This is a genomic window from Yinghuangia seranimata (genome assembly GCF_029953285.1).
Lineage (GTDB): Bacteria > Actinomycetota > Actinomycetes > Streptomycetales > Streptomycetaceae > Yinghuangia > Yinghuangia seranimata.
The window spans coordinates 19,835-45,035 of sequence record NZ_JASAOI010000044.1; the positions used below are offsets into that span (position 1 = coordinate 19,835).

Below are 25,201 nucleotides of genomic sequence, written 5' to 3' on the forward strand. Positions count from 1 at the left end.
GGTGCTGCGTCGCGGGCCCTCGCGCGGGTGACCCGGCGCGCCCCGGGCGGCGGTTCCCGGCACGCCGTGCGAGACTCGCCCGGTACGCCGAGTCCCCGCGCGGTATGCCGCGGGCTCGGAAGCGCGAGGGCGGGGAGGTCCCCACGGTGAGCCACACGGAACTGCCGTACCGTCAGATCCGGCAGTCGGCCAAGCTCGCCGGCGTCTGCTACGACATCCGCGGCCCGGTGCTCGACGAGGCCAAGCGGATGGAGGACGAGGGCCACCGCATCCTCAAGCTCAACATCGGCAACCCGGCGCCGTTCGGCTTCGAGGCGCCCGGCGAGATCCTGCACGACATGATCCTCGGCCTGCCGTCCGCGCAGGGCTACTGCGACTCCAAGGGCCTGTTCCACGCCCGCCGCGCGGTCGTCCAGCACTACCAGGAGCGGGGCATCCACGGCGTCGACGTCGAGGACGTCTACCTGGGCAACGGCGTGTCCGAGCTCATCGTGATGGCCCTCCAGGCGCTCCTCGACGACGGCGACCAGGTGCTCGTCCCGGCCCCCGACTACCCGCTGTGGACGGCGGCGGTGTCGCTGTCCGGCGGAACCCCCGTGCACTACCTGTGCGACGAGACCGCGGACTGGTTCCCCGACCTCGACGACATCGCCGCCAAGATCACCGACCGCACCCGCGCGATCGTCGTGATCAACCCGAACAACCCCACCGGCGCGGTCTACTCGCGCGAGCTCCTCGAGGGCCTCGTCGAACTCGCCCGGCGGCACCAGCTGCTGCTGCTCGCCGACGAGATCTACGACAAGATCCTCTACGACGACGCGGAGCACGTCCCGCTGGCCTCGCTCGCGCCCGACCTGCTGTGCCTGACCTTCAACGGCCTGTCCAAGGCGTACCGGGTGGCCGGCTTCCGCTCCGGCTGGCTCATGCTGTCCGGCCCGAAGCTGCACGCCGCCGACTACATCGAGGGCCTGAACATCCTGGCCAACATGCGGCTGTGCGCGAACGTCCCCGCACAGCACGCGATCGCCACCGCGCTCGGCGGGCACCAGAGCATCGAGGCCCTGGTTCTGCCCGGCGGCCGGCTGCGCGCGCAACGCGACAAGGCGTACGAGCTGCTCACCGCCATCCCGGGCGTGACCTGCGTCAAACCGCGCGGCGCGCTGTACGCGTTCCCGCGCGTCGACCCGGCGGTGTGCCCGCTCGTCGACGACGAGCGCTTCGTCCTCGACCTGCTGCTCCAGGAGCGGATCCTGGTGGTGCAGGGCACCGGCTTCAACTGGCCGACCCCGGACCACTTCCGCATCGTGACGCTGCCGCACGTCGAGGACCTGGACGACGCGATCACCCGCATCGGCAAGTTCATCGGGTCGTACCAGCAGTAACGCACAACAAGGGAGCCCGGCCGGGCGGCTCCGCCGCCGCCCGGCCGGGCCGCCCGTCAGACCTTCTTCACCCGCGGGATGATGCGCTCGCCGAACAGCGCCGCCTGGTCGAGGAACTCGGCGCGGCTGTGCGCGGGCAGGGCGATCGTCACGCCCGTGACGCCCGCGGCGGCCTGCTCGGTGAGGTCCTCGACGACCGCGTCGGCGTCGATGCCGGCGCCGGAGAACATGCTCAGGCCGCGCGGCATGAAGATGACGTCGATCGGGTCGGTGCGGCCGACCGACTCGGCGTACTCGCGCGCGTAGTCGAGCCGGGCGCGCAGGTCGTCGAGCGACTCGATGCCGGGGGTCTTGAGGCTCTTGGACGCCTTGGCCGGGGCCGGCATCGGCAGCCAGCCGTCGCCCAGGTCGACGACCCGGCGGATGGCGCGCTTGCTGTTGCCGCCGACCCACACGGGGATCCGGGGCTGCGCCGGGCGCGGCAGCATCGTGTTGCCGGCCGCCGTGTAGCCGGTGCCCTCGAAGGTGACGCTCTCGCCGGTCCAGGCGGCGCGCATCGCGCGCAGCGCCTCGTCGAGGCGGTCGTTGCGGTCGTCGAAGGACGCCCCGAGCGCGGCGAACTCCGGCTCGAGGTAGCCGGCGCCGACGCCGAGGATGACGCGTCCGCCGCTGAGCGCGTCCAGCGAGGAGATCATCTTCGCGGACACGAACGGGTTGCGGTACGCCGGCACGAACAGGTTCGTGTGCAGCCGCAGCGTGCTGGTCGCGGCGGCGGCGAAGGACAGGGTCACCATGGGATCCACGGTGTGGTGGCCGCCGCGGGCGAGCCACGCGTCCCCGGGGAAGGGGTGGTCGGTGGTGAAGACCGCGTCGAACCCGGCCGCCTCGGCGGCACGGGCCATTTCCATGACGGCCTCGGCGCTGATCAGGTCGGCGCCGGCGTCCACCAGATGGGTCGGAAGCCCGAGCGAGAGGAACATGGGCGCACGCTAGCAGTGTTCTGACGATCCGTCAGGTGCGGGTCACGCGGACCCGGACCGCGGCTCCGACCGCGGCGCCGACTGCGCCTCGGGACCCGGCTCGACACCCGGCTCGGCACCCGGACCGGATCCGGGCGGATCGACCGCGTCGGACGCGCGCTCGGCGGCGTTGCGCGCCTTGGCCGCGCGGAGGACGACGACGACCGCGAGCATGAGCACCGCGTACGCCGCGACCCCGATCCCGACCCAGGCCCACACAGTGCTCTCCCTACGCGAATCCGGTCACCCGCGGTGACCCGACGATCCTAGGGCGTATCAGGACATGCCCTGACCCAGGGCGACGGGCCCCCTACCGGACTCGATGCGGCGGTGCGTGACGGCACTTGCCCGAAATGTACCCGCTTCGCGGTGGGATATAGCGATCAACACGCTTGCTGTGAGGGCGAGTTGGCGCACCCTCCCAGGTGGCGGCGGGCGGCGCGGCAAAGGTGGCGCGAAATCGACGCTCTGTCGGTGTTGCATCGCGACAGTATTCCGATATATCGTTGAGGCATCGCGAAGAGATCGCGATAACTCGAAGGAGTGATGAACCATGAACGGCAACATGAAGCGCCGCCCCAAGTGGGGCGAACGAGAAGGACGCCGACCCGCCTACGGCCCCTGGGGTCCGGGCCACGGCCCCGGCCCCGGCTTCGGCCCGGGCTTCGGACCCGAGTTCGGGCGTGAGTTCGGCCGTGGCCACGGCCGCGGACCGCGTGGTCCGCGCGGCGGCCGCGCCCGCCGCGGCGACGTCCGCGCGTCGATCCTCGCGCTGCTCAACGAGCGGCCGATGCACGGCTACGAGATGATCCGCGAGATCGGCGAGCGCACCCAGGGCGTGTGGAAGCCCAGCCCGGGCTCCGTCTACCCGACCCTCCAGCTGCTGGAGGACGAGGGCGTCGTCGTCGGCGAGGAGTCCGGCGGCAAGAAGCTGTTCTCGCTGACCGACGCCGGCCGCGAAGAGGTCGCCCGGCAGCCCGAGGGCACCGCCCCGTGGGACCAGGCCAGCGAGGGCGTCGACCACGAGGCGCTGCACAACCTGCGCCAGTCGGTCTTCCAGGTCGGCGACGCGCTGCGCCAGGTCATGGCGACCGGCAACGAGACGCAGCGGGCCAAGGCCCTGGAGGTCATGGCGGACACGCGCAAGCGTCTCTACCTGATCCTCGCCGAGGCCGAGTAGCGGTGCCGGCCGTGATGGTCGCCACCATGCTCACCCTGGTCCTGCGTCCCACCCGCACACCCGGCTGCCGACAGCCGCGACCCGCGACTGCCGGCGGCCGGGTGTCCACCACCCCGTCCGCGCCGCGTCACCAGGGCGCGACGGCGTAGTCCTTCAGGAAGCACCCGAACGGCGGCTCGGCCGCCTCGTTCTCACCGCGCACCACCGGGTCGTACACGCGCGCCGCGCCGTCGACGACGTCCAGGGGCGTGCGGAATCCCGCCCGTGCCACGCGCTCGCGGTCCGGCATCGGCTTCTCGTCGGTGATCCAGCCGGTGTCCACGCTCGTCATGTAGACGCCCTGCCGCGCCAGGTCGGCCGCGCTCGTCCGCGTGAGCATGTTCAGCGCCGCCTTCGCCATATTCGTGTGCGGGTGCCCCGGCGCCTTGTAGTGCCGGTTGAACTGCCCCTCGACCGCCGACACGTTCACGACGTAGCGGCGCTCCGCGGGCGCCTTCAAAAGCAGCGGCAGCAGCCGGCTCACCAGCAGGAACGGCGCCGTGACGTTGACCAGCTGCACCTCGAGCAGCTCGACCGGGTCGACCTCCTCGACGCGCCGCGACCACGAGTTCGCGGGCGACGGGTCGGGGACCAGGCCCGCCGCGTCCAACGGCAGCGCGGGCGCACCCGATCCGCGGCCGAGTATCCCTGACCCCGCCCCCGCCGCGAGCGCGGGCAGCGGCTCCGGCAGCTCGGCCGGCGCGGTCAGCGCGGTGACCGGCTCGAACGCCGCCGCGCCCAGCGCCGCCCGCTCGGCCGCCAGCAGCGGCGCGTACGACGCCGGCGGCCGCCGCACGGTCTGCGCGGCGTTGTTGACCAGGATGTCCAACGGGCGTCCCTCGGCGACCAGTTCGTCGCACCACGCGAGCACCCGCCCCGGGTCGCGCAGGTCCACGGGCACGACGGTGAGGCGCTCGGCCCACACGGCGTGGTCCGGGGCCGCAGCGAACCGGGTGCGGGTGTCGTGGGGGAAGCGCGAGGTGACCATGACCTCGGCGCCGTCGCGCAGCAGCTTGAGGACCAGCTCGTAGCCGATCTTCACGCGGCCGCCGGTGACCAGCGCGCGGCGTCCGGTCAGGTCGGCGCGGGCCCGGCGGCGGGCCCGGTTCTCGGCCGCGCACGGCGGGCACAGCTGGTGGTAGAAGCCGTCGACCTGCATGTACGGCTGCTTGCAGATGTAGCAGCGCAGGCCGGGCACCAGGCCGACCGGTCCGGCGGGCGAGGCGCTCTCGTCGAGCGGTTCGTCGTCGACGCGGTGGTCGGCGCCGGTCGCGGTCTGGGCGATCACCGCAGCGCGCGCGGCGGACCGTGCCGCGCCGCGGGCGGCCCGGCGGCGCTTGCGGCCCGACTTGGTGAACGCCGCGACGGCCTGCTCGATGCGGATCCGCTGCGGGTCGAAGGGCTCCAGGTCCTCGTACGCGGCGAGCCGCGCGAGGCAGGCCTCGAGCTCGGGGTCGGTACCGACCTGCGCGGGGCGCGGCCGGTGGATACGGGCAGACGGCACCTCTGGGGGTGCCGGAGTGGTCTCGGTCATCGCGGCGCTCCCCTTGGCGTCGTCTTGGGACAGGCGGTGCGGGCCCTACGGCTCGGCGGCGGGGCGTTCCCCGCCGCTCGCACTCGCGCCTGCTGCTCGCGTATTCACACGGCTTCTCCCTCTGTGTATGCGGACGCCTCGGGCCGGGCCGGATTCGAACCGGCGTTTCCCCACGGCTGGTCGGGGGTGCGCCAACCACTGCGCTACCAGCCCCTGACGTGCCGTCACCGTACCGGCGCAACAGGCGCCACGGCACGGGGATTTCCCCCGCTGTGCCGGTTGGCCGGGTGGACGGGGTAGCGTCGGCGCGTCGCCGTACCGATCACCGGGAGCAGGGCATGACCGTCGAAAAGTGGAGCACCCTCGAGGAGATCGCCGAGGCGCGGGCGCGCTTCGAGGCCGCGATCCCCGGCTGGCGGGCGCCCGCGGCGTTCGGCGTCGGCATCGCCGCTCGCGAGCCCGACGACGCGCACCCCGAGGCGGTGTTCCCGGTGGTCAACGTCGGGAAGGGCCCGCTGCCCGCGGTGGTCATGGCGACCGTGTGCGGGCACAGCGGCGGCACCGCGAGCTACGAACTGACGCGGGAGCGGCTGGCCGAGGCGATCGCGCTGGCCGAGCCGGCCGAGGCGTGCACGGACGTCCCGCACCCGAACATCAAGGCGTGGCGCGGACTGCTGGCCGACCTCGACGAGGCCGGCGACGCGGCGTTCGCCGTCGCGGTGTTCGTGGGGGACCTGGCCGACCCGGTCGCGGACGGACACGACGCGGCGTTCCGGCGGGCCGTCGCCACGGACGGCACCGTGCAGTAGAGGCCGGAGCGGGAGCGGTCGGACCCGCACTGTCCCGGAATGACCGTTTCTGCGCGAACGCGTAGTGACCCTGGCCGGGAATGATCGATAGGGTCCCGGCATGCCCAGCCGTTCGGCACCGCGGTTCAGTTGTCTCTCCATCGTCGTCGCCAGCGTGCTGGTGATCGGCCTGGTGGTCGGGGGCCTGGTCGTCATGCTCAAGCTCGAGGCGCGCCGCGACCTCAAGCGCACCGACAAGCTCGCCCTGGAGCACGCGCGGCACTGGGCCACCGTGGTCGCGGGGGAGATGGACGCCGGGGCGTCACCGATGAGCGACGCGCTCCAGGTGGACTTCTTCCAGGTCAAGGTCAAGGTCGTGACGCTCGAGCGCAGCGCCGTAGGCGTCACCGGCATCGTCAAGGCCGAGGAGAAGCGCACCACCACGTTCGGGCACTCGGTCGTGCACCGCTGCTTCTCCTACGACATACCCGTCAAGCCGCGCGGCCAGGACCGGTTCGCGGTGCTGCGGGTCACGTGCCCGCCCGTGCTGCCGGGGATCGGCGGCGGCTGAGCGGCGGCCGAACCGGCCCCGGGAACGCCGAAGCCGGACGGCGCGCGGGTGCCCTACCCACCGCGCGCCGTCCGGCCGTTTGGTTCCGCGCCCGTGCCGGCTACGCCAGCGCGCGCCGGCTCTCGGCGATCCGCTCCGGGTCCCAGCCGGGCCCCGGCACGGAGTCGATCAGCAGCCGCGTGTACGCGTGCTGCGGCGCCGACAGCACGTCCGCCGTCCGCCCCGACTCGACGATCTTCCCGTTGCGCAGCACCACGACGTCGTCGGTGATGTGCTTGACCACCGCCAGGTCGTGGCTGACGAACAGGTAGCCGATGCCCTCCTCGCGCCGGATCGTGGCGAGCAGTTCGAGGATCTGCGCCTGGATCGACACGTCGAGCGCGGCGACCGCCTCGTCGAGGATCATCACCCGCGGGTTCGCCGCGAGCGCCCGGGCGATCGCGACGCGCTGCCGCTGACCGCCCGACAGGCGCTTGGGCAGCGCCCCCGCCTCGCGGGCGCCGAGGCCCACCTGGTCGAGGAGCTCGGCGACGCGCGCCTCCCGGCCGGGCTTGCCCAGCTCGGGGGCGTGCAGCCGCAGCACCTCGTCGAGGCAGTCGCGCACCGCGATGCGCGGGTCGAGCGAGAGGTACGGGTCCTGGAAGACCATCTGCACCTCGCGCGCCCGCGCCAGCCGCTCGGCGCGGTTGCGCGGACGGCTCGCCCGCTCGCGCCCGCCGACCGTGATGCTGCCGCCGTCCGGACGCTCGAGGCCGACGATCATCCGGGCCGTGGTCGTCTTGCCCGACCCCGACTCGCCGACGATGCCCACCGAACCGCCGGGCGGCAGCGTGAACGACACGTCGTCGACGGCCTTGTGGTCGCCGAACGTGCGGCACAGGCCGCGTACTTCCAGCAGTCCGGCGGCCGCCTCGGGACCGCCCTGCGGTGTCTTCGGCTTGCTCACGCCAGGATCCCTTCCTCGACGCGCAGGCACGCGGCGGCCCCCGTGCCGTCCTCGACCAGCGCCGGCTTCTCGGTGCGGCACCGGTCGACGGCGAACGCGCACCGGTCCGCGAACGCGCAGCCCGTCGGCGCCTCCGCCAGCGACACCGGCCGCCCGGAGATGGCCGTCGGCGGCTCCGCGCCCTCCTCCAGGCGCGGAGTCGACGCGAGCAACGCCGCGGTGTACGGGTGCCGCGGCCGGGCGAACAGCTCGGCGGCGGGCCGCGACTCGACGATCCGGCCCGCGTACATCACGTAGATGCGGTCGCAGATCGCCGCCGCCAGCTCCAGGTCGTGCGTCACGAACAGCATGCCCGTGCCGTGCGTCGCCTGGAGGCGGCGCAGGATGCCCACCACCTCTGCCTGCGTGGTGACGTCCAGCGCCGTGGTCGGCTCGTCCGCCAGCAGCAGCGCCGGGTCGCTGGTCAGCGCCGCGGCGATGACCACGCGCTGGAGCATGCCGCCCGAGAACTCGTGCGGGAAGCGCCGCAGCGCGCCCTTCGGGTCGCGGATGCCCACCTCGGTGAGCAGCTCCTCGGCCCGGGCGAGCGCGTCCTTCTTGGACATGCCGCCCAGCCGCAGGCCCTCGGTGAGGAAGTCCCCGACCCGGCGCATCGGGTTCACCGACGCGCGCGGGTCCTGGAAGACCATCGACACCTTGTTCCTGCGGAGGTCGCGCAGCCCGGCGGGGCCGGCCGTGAGCACGTCCGTGCCCTCGACCCGGACCTCGCCGGTGGTGCGCGCGTTCTTCGGCAGAAGTCCGAGCACCGTGCGGCAGGCCACCGACTTGCCCGAGCCGGACTCGCCGACCAGGCCGATGGTCTCGCCGCGTTCGACGCGCAGGCTCACCCCGTCCAGGATGGGCCGGGCGGCCGCGCCGTCCGGGAGGCGCAGGGTCACGTCGTCCAGCGCCAGCAGGGGTGTGGCGCTGTCCGCGGCCCGGGTCGCCGGGACGCTGTTCTTCTTCTTCGTGGTGCTCTTCGTCGTGTCGGCCATGTCCGTCACCTCTCCCGCTTCGCGACGCGGTCGGCGAGGCCCTCGCCGACGATCCCGAACGCCACCACCGCGATCACGATGGCCGTCGCGGGGGCGAAGGCGGGCAGCATGACGTCCTTGACCAGGGGGCTCTGGCCCGCGTTGACCATGACACCCCAGTCCGCGGTCGGCTCCTGCACGCCGAACCCCAGGTAGGAGAGGCCGGCGAGCTCGATCAGCGCGTACCCGAAGCTGATCGCGGCCTGCGCGAACACGGTCGGGACGATGTTGGGGATCAGGTGCTTCGTGCAGATCGACCAGGCCGACCAGCCCTGCACCTTGTACGCCTCGATGTACGGCCGGGACTGCTCCTGCCGGGCCACCGAGCGGACGAACCGCCCGACGTACGGGGTGTACGCGACCATCATGGCGATGACCGGCGCGGTGAGCCCCGCGCCGTAGACCGCGACGCACAGCATGGCGAGCAGCATCGCGGGGAACGCGAACAGCATGTCCATGGAGCGGGACAGGAGCGAGTCGACCCAGCCGCCGCGCCACGCGGCGACGACGCCCATGACGATGCCGAGCAGGGTGGACACGCCGACCACCAGCAGCGGACCGAGCAGTCCGGTGCGGGCGCCGTAGAGCAGCCGGGAGAACGTGTCGCGGCCCGACTGGTCGGTGCCCAGCCAGTGGTTGGGGCTGGAACCCGCGAGCGAGTTCTTCAGGTTGATCTGCTCGGGGTCGTACGGCGCGAGCAGCGGCGCGAAGATCGCCGTCAGCACCAGCAGCACCAGGACCACGACGGCCACGGTGAAGAGGGGGCCGTTCGCGGCGAGCGCGCGTATCCGGGCCGGTGCGCCGCGGCGCATGCGCGGCGATTCCGGGGTTCCGCCCTGGACGAGCGGGGGAGCGGCGGCGGTCACTTCTGGTCACCTCCCAGCGCGACGCGCGGGTCGATCAGGGGTTGGAGCAGGTCGACGATCAGGTTGGCGATCATGAACACCGCCACGACGAGCAGCGTCACTGCCTGCACGACGGGGAAGTCCTTGGCCGTCACCGACTTGATCAGCAGCGAGCCGACCCCCTGGACACTGAACGCGGTCTCCACGATCGACGTCGCGACGAGCATGCTCGCCACCATGGTGCCGACCACCGTGACGATCGGGCCCAGCGCGTTGCGGAGCACGTGCTTGCGGATGACCTGCCCTTCCGGCACGCCACGGGCGCGGGCGACCTCCACGTGCTCACGGGAGAGCTCGTCGAGCATCGAGGCGCGGGTGACGCGTGCCAGCAGGCCGGCGAACATGAGCGCGAGCGCGAAGGCCGGCAGCGTGAGGTGCCACAGCATGTCCGAGAAACCCTCGCCGGCACCGTAGATCGGGAACCAGCCGAGCTTCACCGAGAAGATCGACAGGAGCACGATCGCGGCGATGTACGACGGGATGGCGACCGCCATGCCGGTCCACACCAGCACGATCTTGTCGATCAGGCCGGGGCGCAGCGCCGAGAGGATGCCGAGCGCGAGGCCGAGCACGGCGATGATCACCATGGCGTACACCACGAGGAAGAGCGTGGTCGGCAGCTTGTCGGTGATCATCGTGCTGATGTCCTGGTGGAACTGGACGGAGCGTCCGAAGTCGCCGCTGAGGACGTCGCCGAGCCACAGGAAGTACTGCTTCAGGAACGGCTGGTCCAGGTGGTACTGCGCGGTGAGCACGGCGCGGGACTCCGGCGTGATCGGACGCCCGCGCATGAGGAACGTCACGGGGTCGCCCGGGGCAAGGTGCACGGCGCTGAACACCACGAAAGACGTGGCGAACAGCACCAGCACCATGCCCACGACGCGCCCCGCGAGGAAGCGGAGCAGATTGCGGTTCATCAGCTCGCGGACCCCAGGAGCGCGGCCCACGGGTACGTCATCTGCGTGATGTTCGGGGTCACGCCCGTCACGCGCTTGCCGAGGTAGAGCGACAGCGGCGAGTCCCACAGCGGGATGCCCGGCATCTCGCGAAGCGTGATCTCCTGCAGCTTGTACGTCAGTTCGGCGCGGGTCCCGGGGTCGTTGGTGCCGAGGGCCTGCTGCGCGATCGCGTCGTACTCAGGGTTCGACCAGCTGCCGTAGTTGGCGAACTCCCCGGTCTGGAAGGTCTGGTAGAACTCCAGCGGGTCGGGCGTGAGGTCGTAGCCGCTGGTGACCAGCAGGTCGATGCCGTCGCGCTGGCTCGGGTCGGTGAACAGCGCGGTGTACGCGTCCGGCGCGATGGTCTTCAGCTCGACCTGGAGGCCGATCGCCTTCGCGGCGTCCGCGATGGCGTTGCAGGAGACGGTGAGCTCAGGGGCCAGCGGGCTGGTCGCGATGACGATCTTCTTGCCGCCCGCGCCCGCCTCCTTGATGAGGTTCTTGGCACCTTCGACGTCCTGGACGAGCGGCGGCAGCGCGTCGTACTTGGCCTTCGCCTGGTCCGCCGGGGTGGTCGCCCAGGCGGCGGGCGGGGCGCCGGCCTTGGAGACCGTGCCGTAGCCGTTGACGCCGGCCTGGACGATGCCCTGGCGGTCGATCGCCATGGACAGCGCGCGGCGCACGCGCACGTCGCCGAGCGCGCCCTTGAGGCTGGTCACCGCGGCCGAGTAGCTGCCGGTGATGTCGCCGAAGTAGAGGTGGCCGTCACCGGTCTTGAGCTTGTCGTACGCGGTGGTGGGCAGCAGGTAGCCGCCGTCGACGTCGCCGGTCAGCAGCGCGTTCGCGCGCGCGGCCGGGTCCTGGATGAAGACGAACTCGATCTCGTTCGCCTTCGGCATGAGCGTGCTGTCCCAGTACGCGTCGTTCTTCTTGAGCGTGATGCTCGTGCCGGCCTTCCACTCCTTGAGCGAGAAGGGGCCCGTGCAGTTCACGCCGACCGCGGGGTTGCCGTAGTCCTTGCCGGCCTTCTCCAGGAACGCCTTGCTCTCGATCGAGCCCGGCGTGGCGGCGAGTTCCTCGTTGAGCAGCACGTCCGGGCGCTTGAGCTTGATGGTGACCTCGAGCGGCGCGGTCGCCTTGATGGTGTCGACGTTCTTGAAGACGGTGCTGTACGAACCGCCGACCGCCGGGTCGCGCTGGTGCTCGAGGCTGGCCACCACGTCGTCGGCGGTCATCGTCGTGCCGTCGTGGAACTTGACGCCCTCACGCAGCGTGTAGACCCAGGTCAGCGGGTCAGGGTTGGCGGAGCTCTTGGCCAGCGCCGGGGTGATCTTCAGGTCCGGGTTCACCCGGAACAGCGACTCGCAGACGTTCGAGACCACCGTGCTCGGCGGGTAGTCGAAGGCGTAGGCGGGGTCCAGCGACTGCGGCTCGGCGTACAGCGACCACTTGACGTGGTCGATCGGCCCCTTGGCCGCGGGCGTGTCGACCTGGGTCTTGAAGTCGGCGGTCGACGACCCGGATCCGTTGTCGCTGTTGTCCCCTCCCGAGCACCCGACGGCGGTCAGGGCGACGACAGCGGAGATTGCGGCGGTTCTGAGCATGCGCAAGAAACCCACCCCTTTCGGAGGGAGTACGGGGGGCATGAGGAGCGTGCCGAGGAAGGATGTCGCAGACAGGTGTCGGCGAGTATTGACGCGGGAACGTTCCCGCACAAGGGTTTGCGGGAACGATTCCCGCGAGGTCACAGCGTTGTAACCGGGGGCTGTATCGCGGGCCCGTCACCATGTCAGGATCGAGGCCATGAACGAACCAGATCGTCGGGTCGGGGGACGCGGGGGCGGCGTCGGCCGCCGACCGGGTTCCGGTGCGCCCGCCGTGCCACGGGTACGGCTCGTCGACGTCGCCCGCGAAGCGGGCCTGTCCAAGACCACCGTTTCCGCGGCACTCAACGGAACCGGGCGGCTGTCCGACGCGGTGCGTGCGCACGCCCGCGAAACCGCACGCCGGCTCGGCTACCGCCCCAACGCCACCGCGCGCCTGCTGCGCGCCGGGCACGCACGGCTCATCGGATTCGCGGTGCGCGAGTACGTGGCCGCCCCCTGGGTGTACATGGAATCGCCCTACTTCACCCAACTGACCAACGCCACCGCGCGCGCCGCCATGGAACACGGGCACGCACTGGTCCTGCTGCCCAACCACTCGGGGCGCGACGAGTGGGCCGACCTCCCGCTCGACGCCGTGTGCATCAACGACCCGATCATCGACGACCCGCTCGTCGACGACTTCCTCGCGGCCGGCATCCCCGTGGTCTCCGACCGGCGCGTCGACGGCCAACCGGGCGGCTACTGGGTCGACATGGACCACGACCTCGCCATCCGCGGCGTCCTCGACCACCTCGCCGACAACGGCGCGACCGACATCGTCACCCTCGCGGCCGGCAGCGACACGCTGTTCACCGTGCGGTCCCTCGAGGTGCAGGCGCAGTGGGCCGCCGAACGCGGCGTGCGCACGCGCGTCGAGGTCGTCGAAAAGCCGGGCTACGGGCACACGTTGGCGAGCGTCGAGAAGGTCCTGGGAGACGACGACCGGCCCGACGCGCTGTTCATCCTCACCGAGACCAGCCCGCTCCTCGTCATCGACGCCGCGCGCCGGGCCGGCTACCGGGTGCCGGACGACCTGCTCATCGTGTGCGTGAGCGAGGACGGCATCGCCGAGCACACCGACCCCGGCATGACCACGCTCAGCCTCCAGCCCGAGGAACTCGCCCTCGCCGCCATGGAGTTGCTGGTCGAGGCGCTGTCAGGGGCGGCGCAGGACTCGCGCGGGATCGTCGTGCCGACGAAGCTGCACATCCGCGGCTCGACGGTCCGAAAATCGGGGTAGCCGCTCCCGCCCGTCGGCGCACGACAGGGCCCCACACGCTCGAACGAGAGTGCGGGGCCCTGGAGTTCGTGCCGGCCTGTGGCTGAAGGCCTAGTACGGGTGGCGCAGCCCCGTCCGCGCGGTGCGCGCCGCACGGTCGATCTCCGCGGAGAAGTCCTCCATGGGCAGCGCGCCCACCATCACCTTGCCGTTGACCGTGAACGTCGGAGTCATCTCCGCCCCCGCGTCCCGGCCGGCCCGCACGTCGCGGTCCACCGCGGCGCGCGCCTCACCGCTGTGCCAGTCCTCCTGGAACCGCTCCAGGTCCGGCACACCGGCGGCGCGCGCCACCTCGAGCGCGCCCTCCGGGCCGTCCGTGCGCGTGCCGTTCACGTAGATCTCGTCGTGGAACTCCCAGAACCGGCCCTGCCGGCCCGCCGCCCACGCAGCCTGCGCCAGATCGGACGAATTGCCGCCGCGGATCGGGTAGTTGCGGAACTCGAACCGGACCACGCCGGTGTCGATGTAGCGGCGCAGCAGCTCCGGTTCGGTCTCGCGTGAGAACCGCACGCAGTAGCCGCAGTTGAAGTCCGCGTACTCGATCATCAGGACGGGCGCGTCGACCCGGCCCCGCGCCATCGGGTCGCCCTCGGTCCGGGAGACAGACGCCGCGGTGAGGCCCACCGGACGGGTCACGTCGTGGTCCGAGGAGACCACCGCGCCGTCGGCCGGCACCGGGGCCATCGGCACCGACGTCGCCTGCGTGAACTGCGCGACGGCGCCCAGCGCCACCGCCAACAGCCCCGCCACCGCGACGGCGCCGACCCGCCGCCGGTACGCCGGGGACGTGGGGCCGTCGCCGGCCCCCAGGATGATCCGCACTTTGCCGCCTTCCGCTCGCGAACGTGGTCGTCGTACAGCGCGGAGCACAACGAACCACGGTGATCGGAAGACACGGCCGTTAGGCCGCCCGGCCGCCGGGCGCTATTCCCAGACGGTCACCTGGGCGCGGACGGTGGTCGGCGCGCTCAGGACCTTGAGGTACGCCACGTGGCCCTCGTCGGTGACGACGCACATGCGCTGGCCGGTTTTCACGTCGCCGCCGTCGTACGTGCCGCGCTTGTCGACGGCTTGGCGGCACTCCGCCGCGGTCGGGTCGGCGGAGCCCTCCGGCAGCAGCGCGAGCGTCTTGGTGGAGCCCTCGGTGGCGAAGCCGGGCGGCGGGACGTTGACGAGGAGCACCAGGTCCGCGCCCTTGCCGCCGGGCAGCGCCATCGGGGGAACGGTGTCCAGCTCCAGGTAGCTCGCCCCGTCCTTGAGAACGACCTCGACGGGCCCGGCCAGCACCTTCGCCTCGGGGGCGGGGTTCTGCGGGTTCGCGGGCTTCGTCGCCGCCGGAGCGCCGGACTGCGACCCGCCGGTGGCCGCGGAACCGCCGGACGCGTTCTGCGGAGCCGTCGACGAGGACGACGTGTCCGACGAGCCGGAGTCGCCTCTGTTGACCGCCCAGATCGACACCGCGATCCCGAGGAGCGGAATCAAGATCCCGACGACCCACCAGGCCCACTTCGGCTGGTTATGCACGTTGACGCCTCTCCCCGATCGTGGCTGCGGCTACAACCGGGGGACCATACCAGCGGCCGTGTGCCAACCGGCGTGACGGAAACGTGAGTCCAGTGCGCGCCGTCAGCCGTACACGCGGGACGTCCGCCCGGTCCGACACAATGCCCCCATGGCGCCGAACGTGATCGACACCCTGACCGTCCCGTGGATCCGCCTGCCGCACACCCTCGACCGGATGCTGTCCGACCGCATTCCCGACGGCTACGCCGTCGCCACCTCGTACGTCTTCGTCGTCGACGCGCTCGACCGGACGCTGCTGACCGACGTCGCCGAGCCCGGCCGCGGTTGGGACGTGCCCGGCGGGCACGTCGAGGCCGGCGAGTCCCCGGCGCTCGCGGCCGTCCGGGAACTCGCCGAGGAGACCGGGCTCGACCTGGCCGTCGACGCACTCGACCTGTTCGGCGGGCAGCGCATCACCCTGCTGGACGAGCCGCCGCCAGGGCACCCGTACCCGCAGCACGACTACATGGCGTTCTACGTCGCCCGGCTCCCGCACGAAGGCGCGCCGACCAGCCCGCACCCCGACTCGGAGTGCGTCGAGGCCGCCTGGCTCACCCGCGACGAGGTGGCCGAGCGGTGCGCCGGAAAGATCTGGCTGCCGCTGTACGACGCGCTGTTCGCGGATCAGTAGGCGGCCAGGTGCGCGAGGAGCGCGTCCGTCAGCTCGTCGGCGGCCAGCTCCGGCAGCCAGTGGCCCACCCCCGCCAGCGGGACGAAACGGTACGGGCCGCGCACGAACTCGGCGGTCCGCTCCGCCGCGTTGCGGCCCAGCGCCCAGTCGTCCTCGCCCCATACGAACAGCGTCGGCAGGTCGATCGGGCCCGCCTCGTGCAGCGACTTCGGCTCGATCGACCGGTACCAGTTGAGCGCCGCGGTCAGCGTCGCCGGGTCCGTGAACAGCGCGACGTACTCGGCGACGGCCTCGTCGGGCAGGCCGTGGTACAGGTTCCGCAGGCGGGCCGCGCCGTCGGCCAGCAGCACGTCCTCCGCCTTGCCGCGGGTCCGGAACAGCTGCATGTACGAAGAGCGTTCGCGCTGGTCGGAGGCGGTGTCGCGGGTCGACGCCCACATCGCGTCCGGGTGCGGCGTGGACACGACGGACAGCGTCCGCACGCGGTGCGGGTGCAGCCCGGCGACCTGCCACGCGATGCCCCCGCCCCAGTCGTGTCCGACCAGGTCGAACGGCGTGTCGCCGCGGCCCAGCGCGGCAGCGACGGCCAGCACGTCCCCGACCAGCGCGTCGCGGTCGTACGCCGACTCCTCCGCGGGCCGCGCCCCCGGCGAGTACCCGCGCTGGTCGAACGCCACCGCCCGGTACCCGGCCGCACCCAACGCGCCCAGCTGCGCCAGCCATTCGGCGGACGTCTCGGGGAACCCGTGCAGCAGCAGGACCAGGCGCCCGTCGGCCGGGCCGGTCGCCCTCGCGGTGAACACCATCCCGCGGGCCGCGATCTCGATCCGCTCCACGCCCGTGCCGTCCTCGACGCTCCCGTTCCCGGTCACGCTGCCACTCCTCGCGCTCGACGCCCGATCCCACCCACTGCCACCCGGTGTTACCCGATACGACCGCCGCGCGCCAGCCCCGGCGCGAGACCCGGTGCCACCCCACATCGCCGCGCTTCGCACCGGCAACGCGCCGTGCACCGGCCCGTCACCCACGACGACCGAACGGGGGCCGAGGGCACCCCCTAGGCTCGGCCTGTGCCCTCAACCCAGCCGCCGCTGCTGCTTCTCGACGTCGACGGACCGCTGAATCCGTACGCCCTCCAGCCCGGTCCCGTGCGGCCCGGATACGTGAGCCACCGGCTGCGCCCGGGTGCCCCGGCCGACGCGCCCCCCGTCGACGCGGGCGAGCGGTCGGCGCTGCGGGTCGACCTGAACCCCGAGCACGGCGAGGCCCTGCTGGCGCTGCCGTTCGACCTGGTCTGGGCGACCACGTGGATGCAGGAGGCCAACCGGCTGATCGGCCCGCTGATCGGCCTGCCCGAACTCCCGTTCGTGGACTTCCTGGACGACGACGTCGCGACTCCCAGCCCGACCGCGAAGCTGCACTGGAAGACCGCGACCCTGGCCGCCTACGCCGGAGACCGCCCGTTCGCCTGGGTCGACGACGAACTCGCCCGCGCCGACCGCCGCTGGCTCGCCAGGAACCACGCCGCACCGACCCTCGCGCACCACGTCGACCCCAAGGTCGGCCTGGTCCCCAAGGACTTCGCGCGCCTGGCGAAGTGGGCCGCGAAACTCTGAACTCGGCGAAGCCTCAAGGCCTTCGGCGTCGGGTCAGTCCCCGTCGAGACGGCTCCACTGCCACACGCCTTGTTGCCCGTACTCGGGGACCGGGCGGCCGAGCAACTCCCAGAAGCGGTCCGCCATGCGGCCCGCCTCTGCCTCCAGGTCGGGGGTCGGCGCGGACTCGGTCCGCGGACGGGCGCCGGGGACGCCGTCCGACCACGACAGCGTGACCCGGGCCCGGTGGGCGAACTCGTCGTGGACGCCGGCCAGGGCCGCGGCGACACGGGAGCGGCGCAGGCCGACGAGCCGGGTCATCGGCCCGAGCTGTGACTTGGGGCGGCCGCGCACGGTCTCGACGAGCAGCCGTTCGACCTCGGCCGAGGCGCCGGAGACGGTGACGAGGTCCCGGAGCGAGAGCCCGAGTTCGCGGACCAGCGCGGCGGTCGAACGCTCGTCGCCGCGCCAGGTGTTCGCCTCCTCCATGGCGCGGTAGCGGGCCTCGGGGACGCCGATGCGCATGCACAGTTCGGCGGCCGACAGGCGCTGTCCGATGCGGTGTTCGCGCAGCGCGCCCGCCGAACCCATGAGGTCGGCCGGCGAGCACCACAGCGTCTCGGCGAGGGCGAGAAGTTCGGCCTCACTGGGCGCGCTGTAGCCGGTCTCCCAGTCGGCGACCGTGCGCGGGCTGACCATGATCCGGAAGGCGGCCAGGCCGTAGGCGACCTGATCGTGCGTCATGTGCAGGCCGGCGCGGGCCCGACGCGCGGCGGCGGGGGAGAAGGGCGGGCGTGCGGGGGTGTCTCTGGCGGGCTCCACGGGGCCAGGCTAGGGGCGGTGTCCCCGATCCGAACCTGGACGATCGCACCGGCGTCACGTGTCGACCCGGCGCCGGAATCGGCCGATCCTCCAGCAGGTGGCCGTGACCTCGGCGGGAACGGCGGCATGGAGAAGGCCCCGGAACGAACGGGGGGACGCTCCGGGGCCTCACGCGGTACAACGAGGGGCGCGCGGCGGGGTTACGGGCCCGGCACGGAAACTTCCGCGGACTTCCCGACAGGCCCTCCGGCACCGCGCGCCACATCCGCCACGGCGGCCGACCCGCCTCACTCCTCGCCGAGCAGTCGCTCCAGCAACGCCGAGAACTCCTGGTCCACGACGATCGCGAGCCCGTCAGGGCTCCGCTCGCTCAACTGCACCAGCCGCCCGCGCCGCCACCAGTACGCGTAGGGGCTCACCGGCCCGGGCGCCTCGTCGTGCCGGTACGCCGCGAAGGCGGCCATCGCGGTGAGCGAGGGCACGACGTCCATGCCGGTGATCGGATGGAACGCCAGCAGGTGCCGGAACGGCAGCGCCACCAGCGCCCCGTCGGGCCCGAGCGGCTGCCCGGTCACGCGCGGCACGAGGTCGTCGAGGACCAGCGCGCGACTCGCGGTGAAGAACGAATCCCCGGCGATCAGATGGAAGTTCGCGCCGTCGGTGTGCTTGACCACGTCGTGGTCCTCGATCGGCAGCGCGCGCAGGTTGTTCATGGCGCGCAGCCGCAGCGACGGCAGGTCGCCGAGTTCGGCGAGCGCGTCCGCGGGCAGCGTCTGCACGCTTTCGGGCAGGTCGAGGCCGAGGACCTCGCGCAGCCCGGGGGCGGGGACGGGCGCGTACGCGAACGCCGGGTCGTCGGGCAGGCTGTCGTCGGCGGTGATGCGCGGATACAGCCGGGCCCACAGTTCGTCGGCGGGCATGGTCGCGAGCGCGGGGGAGTCCATCGCGCGGACGAGCTTCTGCACGTGGTCCTGGATGAGGATCGGCCACGCGCGCGGCCCGCGTTCGTCGTTGTGGCAGCCGGCGGCCAGGTTGTAGAGGTTGTAGTGCCGGCCCGACGCGTCGGTCATGTGGTCGGCGTACACGCTGACCTCGAGCCCGCACTCCGCGAACGACTCGCGGGTCAGGGCGCGCAGCCTGCGCCCTTCCTCGAAGGACATGAACTCGAAGGCCGGATCGCGCGGCGCGTCGCGCGGATCACGCTTGGGCCCCCGACGGAACAACCCCACGCCTGCCTCCTCGGCGATACCTCTGCGCGGTGCTACTGCGGGCCGCGGTGATCACCCTTCGATCGTATCGGGGCGAGGCGTGCTCCCGTCGGGGCCGGTGCGCGCGCGGCACCGGCCCCGGAGCGGTTCAGGCCGAGTCGCGGCGGACCAGCACCGGCTCGTGCTCGGGGACGACCGGGGGCTCGTCGCCGAGCGTCCGGTCGAGCTGCTCCATCAGCACCTTGACGTGCATCTCCGCGAAGTTGGTGGAGTGCAGCGCGACGGACGTCAGCCGGGGCGTGACCAGTTCGCACAGCGGCGTGTCGTCGACGCCGACCACCGCCACGTCGCCGGGCACCGACAGCCCGACGTCGCGCAGCGCGCGCATCATCAGCGCCGCGAACTCGTCGTTGTAGGCGAAGACCGCGGTGGGGCGGTTTTCGGACGCGGCCCACGCACGGGCCACCGCGAGCGCCCGGTCGTGGTCGAACGGCATTTCCACACGCGTGAGTTCGAGCGACGGGTCGGCGTCGGCCACGTCCTGGAGCCCGGCGTAGCGCAGTTCGCCGGCCTCGGACAGGTCGCCGAGGGGCACGATCCCGGCGATGCGCCGGTGCCCCTCCTTGACCAGGTGCTCGGCCGCGACGCCGCCGACGCGCCGCTGCTGGAAGACCACCGTCGGGGCGTACGGCACGGCCTCCTCGCCGACCAGGACGACGGTGTGCACGCCGTGCTGGCGCAGCATGGCCACCGACTCGCGGGTGCAGCGGCAGGAGTCGGCGATCACCGCGCGCGGTCTCAGCTCGGCCCAGCCGCGCGCGGCCTCCATGCCGGTCAGGTTCCGGTCGCCGTGCACGATCAGGACGAGGCCGCGTTCGGCGAGCGCGTCGCGGGTCCGCTCCAGGAGGGTGTGGATGGTGTGGCCGAGGGGCCAGCGCGGCATCGCGTAGAGCACGAGGTTGCTGGTGCCGGCCCGCAGCGCGCGGGCGCCGGCGTTCGGCGAGTAGCCGAGCTTGCGCACGGCGGCCAGCACCTTCTCCCGGGTGGCCTCGCTGATACCGGATCCGGGGACGTTGTTCAGGACGAAGGAGACCGTGGTTCGGGACACGCCTGCGGCCCGGGCGACGTCGGCGCTGGTGGGCGCCTTCCCGGGACGAGGGACTTGGACCATGAGGGGGCGGTCCTCACATCTGGCTCGAATGAGGGTTCGAGGGGGCGTTCGAGGGTTTCCGCAGAGCTTCCGCAGGCGTTCGGCGGGTGCTCGGCGAGGTTCTACAGGTCTGCTGAGAGGAGGTTGCCATGGCGCCTGTCGGGTTGGTTCCCCGGGGGCGATGCGACGTACGTCACGTTCTGTTCACCCGCCCTTCATGCCATGCCATGATCCGTGCACCCGCTGCTGACACGTGTCAGTAACACGAGTCAGTGAAACGTGTCAGCAGAATTAACAACAGCACCAGCAGTACCGAGAACGGCCCCGTGACCAACCCCGTGCGACGTACCAAGGACCACGGGCCGTGACTACCCCTCCTCCGACGACTCGGTGATTCACATGACGCAGAGCAACGTTGCGGCCCGCGAAGCCGCCCCTGCGATTCCGGCCCAGGTCGGACCGCTCGACGCCGACGGCAAGCCGCGCTTCAAGCTCGGCCCGTTGTACGTAACGCTTCCGCTGGCCAACCTCGCCCTGTATCTGGTGTGGATGGGCGTCGGGTCGTTCCTCATCCCGCTCCAGGTCACCTCGATCAAGGGCCACCCGGACCCCGACGCCCTGAAGAACGCGGTCGCCATCGGCGCCGCCCTCGCCGCGATCGGCAACCCGGTCTTCGGTCAGATCTCGGACCGCACCCGCTCCCGCTTCGGGCGCCGCGCCCCCTGGATGCTGCTGTGCGCCGGCGGCGGCGCGCTCGCCCTCATCGGGCAGGCCAACGCCACCTCGATCGGCGCGCTGGCGGTGACCTGGGGTCTCGTCCAGCTCATCCTGAACGGCTACCAGGCCGCGCTGACCGCCGCCATGCCGGACCGCATCCCCGCGTCCAAGTACGGCATCTTCTCGGGCCTGGTCGGCCTGGGCATCCCGCTGGGCATCGTGGTGTCCGCGTACACCATCGCCGGCATCGACGTCTCGAAGCTCGGCCTCGACGGCAGCATCGGCGGCTTCGACGGCAAGTTCGCGGGCGAGAAGGGCTACTACCTGATCGCGGGCATCCTGGTCGCCGCGATGCTGATCTTCATCTTCGTGACGCCCGACAAGTCCAGCAAGGGCATGGTCGTCGAGAAGTTCAGCTTCAAGAAGTTCCTCTCGAACTTCTGGCTGAACCCGAAGAAGCACCCCGACTTCGGCTGGGCGTTCCTGTCCCGCTTCGGCGTCGTGGCCGGCTACTTCACGGTCCTCACCTACAACATGTACATCCTCATGGAGTACGTGAAGGTCGCGCCGCAGGACGTGCTCCCCACCATGGGCTTCCTCATGGTGCTGAACGCCATCGCCACCGTCGTCGCGTCGGTCGTCGTCGGCAAGCTGGTCGACCACTTCGGCGTCATCAAGCCGTTCGTGCTGGGCTCGGGCGTGCTCGCCGGCCTGTCGCTGTTCATCCCGATGATCTGGGGCACCGTCAACGGCATGACGGCGTTCAACGTCGTCAACGGCTTCGCGTTCGGCATGTACATGGCCGTCGACATGGCGCTGATCACCAAGGTGCTGCCGCGCGGCGAGGACGCCGGCAAGGACATGGGCCTGATCAACATCGCCAACGCCGCGCCGCAGGTCGCCGCGCCGTTCATCGCCTCCGCGATCGTCGAGAACTGGGGCTACCACGCGCTGTTCCCGATCTCCGCGTGCATCGCGCTGGTCGGCTCGGTGCTGGTGGTCTTCGTGAAGAGCGTCCGCTGACGGCGGTGCTGATACGAGTCAGCAGCTGACACGAGTCGGCACACAGACTCCTCGCAGAGCGGCGGGGGGGGGGGGGCGCCGCGCGGCGGGGGGGGGGGGGGGGCGGGCGCGGGGACGCCCTGTCACCCGTCCCCCCACCCCCCGCCCCCCCGCCGCGCGGCGCCCCCCCCCCCCCCGCCCGGGGGGGCGCCCCGACGCCGTTTTCGTGTGCCTGTTGTGATCCCGCGTGACGTGTGTGAGAAAGCGCTCAGCGGCGCGGCGGGTGCTGCGGCGGCTGCTGCGGCGGGAAGTGCACCGGCCCGTGCGGTCCGTCCGGCCCGCCCCAGGTCTGGCCCCGGTAGCCCTGCTGGCCCATGCCGAAGGCTCCGCCGCCGTGCGCGATCATGTTCGGCGGCACGGCCTCGATCGACTGCACGAGGACCCAGCCCTCGCCGATGAAGTTCAGCGTCCAGCCCTCGCCGGTCTGGCCGCGGCGCCGCCACACGCGGCTGGAGTTGGTCTGCGCCTCCAGGCGGGTCACCAGGCCGGCCGACCACGCGACCGCCGCGTCCGCGTCCACGAACACCTCGTGCTGCGGCGTGACCTTCATGATCAGCGGATGCCCGGGGGTGGTCAGCGCGATCATGCCGGTGCCGCTGATCGCCAGGCCGTTGGTGCCGGGGCCCGCGCCTATATGGTGCTCCGACTCCAGCGCGACCGGCGTCCACATCAGACCGGGGTCGAGCGCCAGGACGGTGTCGTTGTCGACCACGAGCGCGTCGTTGAACAGCGGTACGAGGTGGATGTGCTGCGCCTGGTTGGCGAAGTACACCACGCCCGTGCCGGTGCAGCGCATCAGCGGCATGAACTCGGCGCCGTACGCGGCCGCGCGCAGCTCGCCGGGGGTGGGCATGTAGCCGTCGAAGTCGACCGCGCCGGTGAAGGCGACCATCGCACCCTTGCGGGCCAGGACCTCGGGCGCCGTCTGGCGGTCGATGGCGACCCGGAGCATCTGCGGGTTCTGCAAACTGAACCGGTCGTTCGACTGGATGGCGACGTTGTTGAACAGGGGACTCTGCACCACGCCATGATCCCGGGTCCACGCCGCTGCGGTGAACAAAGCGCGGCCCATCTCCAGCGCGCGGGCCCACGGCGTCACCCGCGCGAGTGTGCGCGGACACACGTCGCCGAGCCCGGGGACATCCTTCTGTGACACCGTTACAGTGAGCGTTTATGAGTGACAGCACCCCCGCGCCCGCCCACAGCGCCCTGCCGGACCTCGGCCGCGTCGGCCTGTGGACCTCGGCCTTCGACTTCCTGCCGATCGCCCAACTGCGCGAGACCGCCGCCGAACTGGACGAGCTCGGCTACGGAGCCCTGTGGTTCGGCGAGACCGTCGGCCGCGAGGCCCTGACCCAGGCCCTCCTGATCCTCGAGTCCGCGCCGCGCATCCCCGTCGCCACGGGCATCGCCAACCTGTGGGCCCGCGACGCGGTCGCCATGAACGGCGGAGCCCGCACCCTCCGCGACGCGCACCCGGGACGCTTCCTCCTCGGCCTCGGCGTCAGCCACGCGCCGCTCGTCGAGGGCCTCCGGCCGGGCGGCAACGTGTACGACAAGCCGCTCAGCCTCATGCGGCGATACCTCGACGGCCTCGACAGCGCGCTCTACTTCGCAGCCGGCGGCGAGCAGCCGCGCCCGCCGCGGGTGCTGGCGGCGCTGGGCCCGCGCATGCTCGACCTCGCCCGCGACCGCGCCGAGGGCGCCCACACCTACCTGGTCACGCCGCAGCACACTGCGGACGCGCGGACGATCCTGGGACCCGACAAGTACCTGGCCGTCGAACAGGGCGCGGTGCTCACCACCGACCGCGAAACCGCCCTGCGACGCGGCCGCGAGCACCTGAAGCCCTACCTGAACCTGCCGAACTACCGGAACAACTGGCTGCGCCTCGGCCTGACCGAAGCGGACCTCGCCGACGGCGGCAGCGAGCGACTCGTCGACGCCCTGGTGGTCTGGGGCGACGAGGCCACGATCCGTGCACGCGTCGACGAACAGTTCGCGGCCGGAGCGGACCACGTGTGCCTCCAGGTGCTGGGGGAGTCGATGGTGGACCTGACCATCGAGGACTGGAGGCGTCTGGCCCCCGCACTCCTGACCTGAGGCCGGCCCGACGCGCGGGTGCGGCCTGGACGGCGGGGGTGGCGGGTCGTCGGCTTGCGAACGTGCCGGTACGTGCGGGGTGGGCCTCGGCGGTTGCGGCGTGGAGGTCTCCTGCCATGCGCCGTTCCTGACCTGTCTGTTGGCGGTGTCCTGGCGCCCCTCCCGATTGTTGATGGTCCGCGCGGCCGACCGGCTGTCAAGCCGCAGTGGGGCCATACGTGTTCACGCGGCCTGTCGTGTGCTGTTGGGGGCGGCTTGACAGCCGCCCGTCCGCGCAGACAACCCGGCAGCTATCGGGAGGGGCGCGGGGTGTGAAGGCGCTTTGGTTGCGTTTGCCGTGCCGGGCTGCGGTCCCAGCGTGGTCGCCGCCGACTCCGTCGTCGGAAAGGCCCGCACCCCGCTCCCCCCGCCACCCGCTCCACGACCCTGGGAACCAAATGGACGCTGAGCGTCCATTCCGTTCCCGCGATCATGAACAGCGCCGCCAAAATACCGGATTCAGGGCCTTTATGCTCGCTGGGAGTGCGGAATCGGTGCCCGCCGGCCTCCCGCACCGTGATCATGAGAGGTTCGCGGCAACATATTGCCGCGAACCTCTCATGATCTTGGTCATCCCCGGGCGCCCCCGCGCCCCCCCACCGTTATATTGTGCGGGCCGCCGAAAATTAGCGCCCCCCACCTCTCATGATCTTGGAAAGCCCGGGCCGCCCCGGCGCCCACCACGCTGGGACCGCGACCCGGCAACGCGAAAGCACCCGATGCGCCTCCACACCGCCTCCCCCTCCCGATAGTTGCCGCGGTTTTCAGCGCGGCCGGGCGGCTGTCAAGGCGCCTCCTGGAGCACGGGACGGGCCGCCGTTCCAGTGGAGATCCACCGCGCCTTGACAGCCGTTCGGCCGCGCGGACAATCACAAATCGGGAGGGGGAGGTGGCCGCCGCCGGCGTGCAGGCCAGGGGATGGTGCAGGTCTTCGACTCCCGCGCCGCAGCGGAACAGCCCGGCTCCCCACCTGCCAGACTCGTCCGAGCCCCGCGCGGTCGCCGGAGGCGG

Annotated in this window: 24 protein-coding genes and 1 pseudogene; 9 read left to right on the forward strand and 16 right to left on the reverse strand. The window is 72.0% G+C overall.

What is annotated here, in order from left to right; all coding sequences use genetic code 11:
* The first annotated feature begins 146 nt into the window (after positions 1 to 146).
* Entirely contained in the window at positions 147 to 1,382 is a 1,236-nt protein-coding gene (locus QI554_RS26740; RefSeq protein ID WP_281473099.1) for a pyridoxal phosphate-dependent aminotransferase, read from the forward strand.
* A 56-nt stretch (positions 1,383 to 1,438) separates the two neighbouring features.
* On the opposite strand, the gene QI554_RS26745 is transcribed toward QI554_RS26740, so the two are convergent.
* Together QI554_RS26745 and QI554_RS26750 are read right to left on the reverse strand one after the other, a co-directional pair.
* Positions 1,439 to 2,362: an LLM class F420-dependent oxidoreductase gene (locus QI554_RS26745; RefSeq protein WP_281473100.1), complete on the reverse strand. Its 924-nt coding sequence runs from the start codon at positions 2,360 to 2,362 to the stop codon at positions 1,439 to 1,441.
* A 42-nt stretch (positions 2,363 to 2,404) separates the two neighbouring features.
* Entirely contained in the window at positions 2,405 to 2,620 is a 216-nt protein-coding gene (locus QI554_RS26750; RefSeq protein WP_281473102.1) for a hypothetical protein, read from the reverse strand.
* 334 nt (positions 2,621 to 2,954) lie between these two features.
* Here QI554_RS26750 and QI554_RS26755 point away from each other — a divergent pair, with 334 nt between their 5' ends.
* Positions 2,955 to 3,581, forward strand: coding sequence for a PadR family transcriptional regulator (locus QI554_RS26755; RefSeq protein ID WP_281473104.1), 627 nt, complete (start codon positions 2,955 to 2,957; stop codon positions 3,579 to 3,581).
* A gap of 127 nt (positions 3,582 to 3,708) precedes the next feature.
* Here QI554_RS26755 and QI554_RS26760 read toward each other — a convergent pair whose 3' ends face one another.
* Complete coding sequence (locus QI554_RS26760; RefSeq protein WP_281473106.1) at positions 3,709 to 5,154, reverse strand: SDR family oxidoreductase; 1,446 nt, start codon at positions 5,152 to 5,154, stop codon at positions 3,709 to 3,711.
* Positions 5,155 to 5,293: 139 nt separating this feature from the next.
* A pseudogene (locus QI554_RS26765) lies at positions 5,294 to 5,367 on the reverse strand.
* Between the two features lie 125 nt (positions 5,368 to 5,492).
* On the opposite strand from QI554_RS26765, the gene QI554_RS26770 reads away from it, so the two are divergent.
* Together QI554_RS26770 and QI554_RS26775 are read left to right on the forward strand one after the other, a co-directional pair.
* Positions 5,493 to 5,963, forward strand: a complete 471-nt coding sequence (locus QI554_RS26770) for a hypothetical protein (protein WP_281473108.1) — start codon at positions 5,493 to 5,495, stop codon at positions 5,961 to 5,963.
* A gap of 100 nt (positions 5,964 to 6,063) precedes the next feature.
* On the forward strand, positions 6,064 to 6,513 hold the full coding sequence (locus QI554_RS26775) for a hypothetical protein (protein WP_281473110.1): 450 nt from the start codon (positions 6,064 to 6,066) through the stop codon (positions 6,511 to 6,513).
* Between the two features lie 100 nt (positions 6,514 to 6,613).
* On the opposite strand, the gene QI554_RS26780 is transcribed toward QI554_RS26775, so the two are convergent.
* Genes QI554_RS26780 through QI554_RS26800 form a run of 5 tightly spaced genes read right to left on the reverse strand, consistent with a single transcriptional unit; the run spans position 6,614 to position 11,979 of the window.
* Entirely contained in the window at positions 6,614 to 7,459 is an 846-nt protein-coding gene (locus tag QI554_RS26780; RefSeq protein WP_425528062.1) for an ABC transporter ATP-binding protein, read from the reverse strand.
* Complete coding sequence (locus QI554_RS26785; RefSeq protein ID WP_281473111.1) at positions 7,456 to 8,493, reverse strand: ABC transporter ATP-binding protein; 1,038 nt, start codon at positions 8,491 to 8,493, stop codon at positions 7,456 to 7,458. Before QI554_RS26785 ends, QI554_RS26780 begins: the two co-directional genes overlap by 4 nt.
* Before the next feature lie 5 nt (positions 8,494 to 8,498).
* Positions 8,499 to 9,398: an ABC transporter permease gene (locus QI554_RS26790; protein WP_281473112.1), complete on the reverse strand. Its 900-nt coding sequence runs from the start codon at positions 9,396 to 9,398 to the stop codon at positions 8,499 to 8,501.
* Positions 9,395 to 10,354 (reverse strand): ABC transporter permease, encoded by a 960-nt coding sequence (locus QI554_RS26795; protein ID WP_281473114.1) that lies wholly within the window; start codon positions 10,352 to 10,354, stop codon positions 9,395 to 9,397. Before QI554_RS26795 ends, QI554_RS26790 begins: the two co-directional genes overlap by 4 nt.
* Entirely contained in the window at positions 10,354 to 11,979 is a 1,626-nt protein-coding gene (locus QI554_RS26800; RefSeq protein ID WP_281473263.1) for an ABC transporter substrate-binding protein, read from the reverse strand. The genes QI554_RS26795 and QI554_RS26800 overlap by 1 nt, the downstream gene beginning before the upstream one ends.
* A 199-nt stretch (positions 11,980 to 12,178) precedes the next feature.
* Here QI554_RS26800 and QI554_RS26805 point away from each other — a divergent pair, with 199 nt between their 5' ends.
* On the forward strand, positions 12,179 to 13,261 hold the full coding sequence (locus QI554_RS26805; RefSeq protein WP_281473115.1) for a LacI family DNA-binding transcriptional regulator: 1,083 nt from the start codon (positions 12,179 to 12,181) through the stop codon (positions 13,259 to 13,261).
* A gap of 90 nt (positions 13,262 to 13,351) precedes the next feature.
* Here the strand turns inward: QI554_RS26805 and QI554_RS26810 are convergent, their stop codons facing one another.
* A complete protein-coding gene (locus tag QI554_RS26810) occupies positions 13,352 to 14,122 on the reverse strand; it encodes a DsbA family protein (RefSeq protein ID WP_281473116.1) in 771 nt (256 codons plus the stop codon).
* Between the two features lie 102 nt (positions 14,123 to 14,224).
* On the reverse strand, positions 14,225 to 14,824 hold the full coding sequence (locus QI554_RS26815; RefSeq protein WP_281473117.1) for a hypothetical protein: 600 nt from the start codon (positions 14,822 to 14,824) through the stop codon (positions 14,225 to 14,227).
* A gap of 148 nt (positions 14,825 to 14,972) precedes the next feature.
* On the opposite strand from QI554_RS26815, the gene QI554_RS26820 reads away from it, so the two are divergent.
* Positions 14,973 to 15,494 (forward strand): NUDIX hydrolase, encoded by a 522-nt coding sequence (locus tag QI554_RS26820; protein ID WP_281473119.1) that lies wholly within the window; start codon positions 14,973 to 14,975, stop codon positions 15,492 to 15,494.
* On the opposite strand, the gene QI554_RS26825 is transcribed toward QI554_RS26820, so the two are convergent.
* Entirely contained in the window at positions 15,488 to 16,366 is an 879-nt protein-coding gene (locus tag QI554_RS26825; protein ID WP_281473121.1) for an alpha/beta fold hydrolase, read from the reverse strand. The genes QI554_RS26820 and QI554_RS26825 overlap by 7 nt on opposite strands.
* 198 nt (positions 16,367 to 16,564) lie before the next feature.
* Here QI554_RS26825 and QI554_RS26830 point away from each other — a divergent pair, with 198 nt between their 5' ends.
* Positions 16,565 to 17,110 carry an HAD domain-containing protein gene (locus QI554_RS26830; protein WP_281473122.1) on the forward strand — a complete coding sequence of 182 codons (546 nt, stop codon included), beginning with the start codon at positions 16,565 to 16,567 and terminating at the stop codon, positions 17,108 to 17,110.
* Between the two features lie 33 nt (positions 17,111 to 17,143).
* Here the strand turns inward: QI554_RS26830 and QI554_RS26835 are convergent, their stop codons facing one another.
* The 3 genes from QI554_RS26835 to QI554_RS26845 form a co-directional block, all read right to left on the reverse strand.
* Positions 17,144 to 17,911, reverse strand: coding sequence for a helix-turn-helix domain-containing protein (locus QI554_RS26835; RefSeq protein ID WP_281473125.1), 768 nt, complete (start codon positions 17,909 to 17,911; stop codon positions 17,144 to 17,146).
* A gap of 287 nt (positions 17,912 to 18,198) precedes the next feature.
* Entirely contained in the window at positions 18,199 to 19,140 is a 942-nt protein-coding gene (locus QI554_RS26840) for a hypothetical protein (protein WP_281473126.1), read from the reverse strand.
* 127 nt (positions 19,141 to 19,267) lie between these two features.
* Entirely contained in the window at positions 19,268 to 20,290 is a 1,023-nt protein-coding gene (locus tag QI554_RS26845) for a LacI family DNA-binding transcriptional regulator (protein ID WP_281473127.1), read from the reverse strand.
* Positions 20,291 to 20,668: 378 nt separating this feature from the next.
* Here QI554_RS26845 and QI554_RS26850 point away from each other — a divergent pair, with 378 nt between their 5' ends.
* Complete coding sequence (locus QI554_RS26850; RefSeq protein WP_281473129.1) at positions 20,669 to 22,009, forward strand: MFS transporter; 1,341 nt, start codon at positions 20,669 to 20,671, stop codon at positions 22,007 to 22,009.
* Between the two features lie 247 nt (positions 22,010 to 22,256).
* Here the strand turns inward: QI554_RS26850 and QI554_RS26855 are convergent, their stop codons facing one another.
* Positions 22,257 to 23,069 (reverse strand): AIM24 family protein, encoded by an 813-nt coding sequence (locus QI554_RS26855; RefSeq protein WP_281473131.1) that lies wholly within the window; start codon positions 23,067 to 23,069, stop codon positions 22,257 to 22,259.
* Between the two features lie 152 nt (positions 23,070 to 23,221).
* Here QI554_RS26855 and QI554_RS26860 point away from each other — a divergent pair, with 152 nt between their 5' ends.
* Positions 23,222 to 24,151: an LLM class F420-dependent oxidoreductase gene (locus QI554_RS26860; protein WP_281473133.1), complete on the forward strand. Its 930-nt coding sequence runs from the start codon at positions 23,222 to 23,224 to the stop codon at positions 24,149 to 24,151.
* Positions 24,152 to 25,201 lie beyond the last annotated feature (1,050 nt).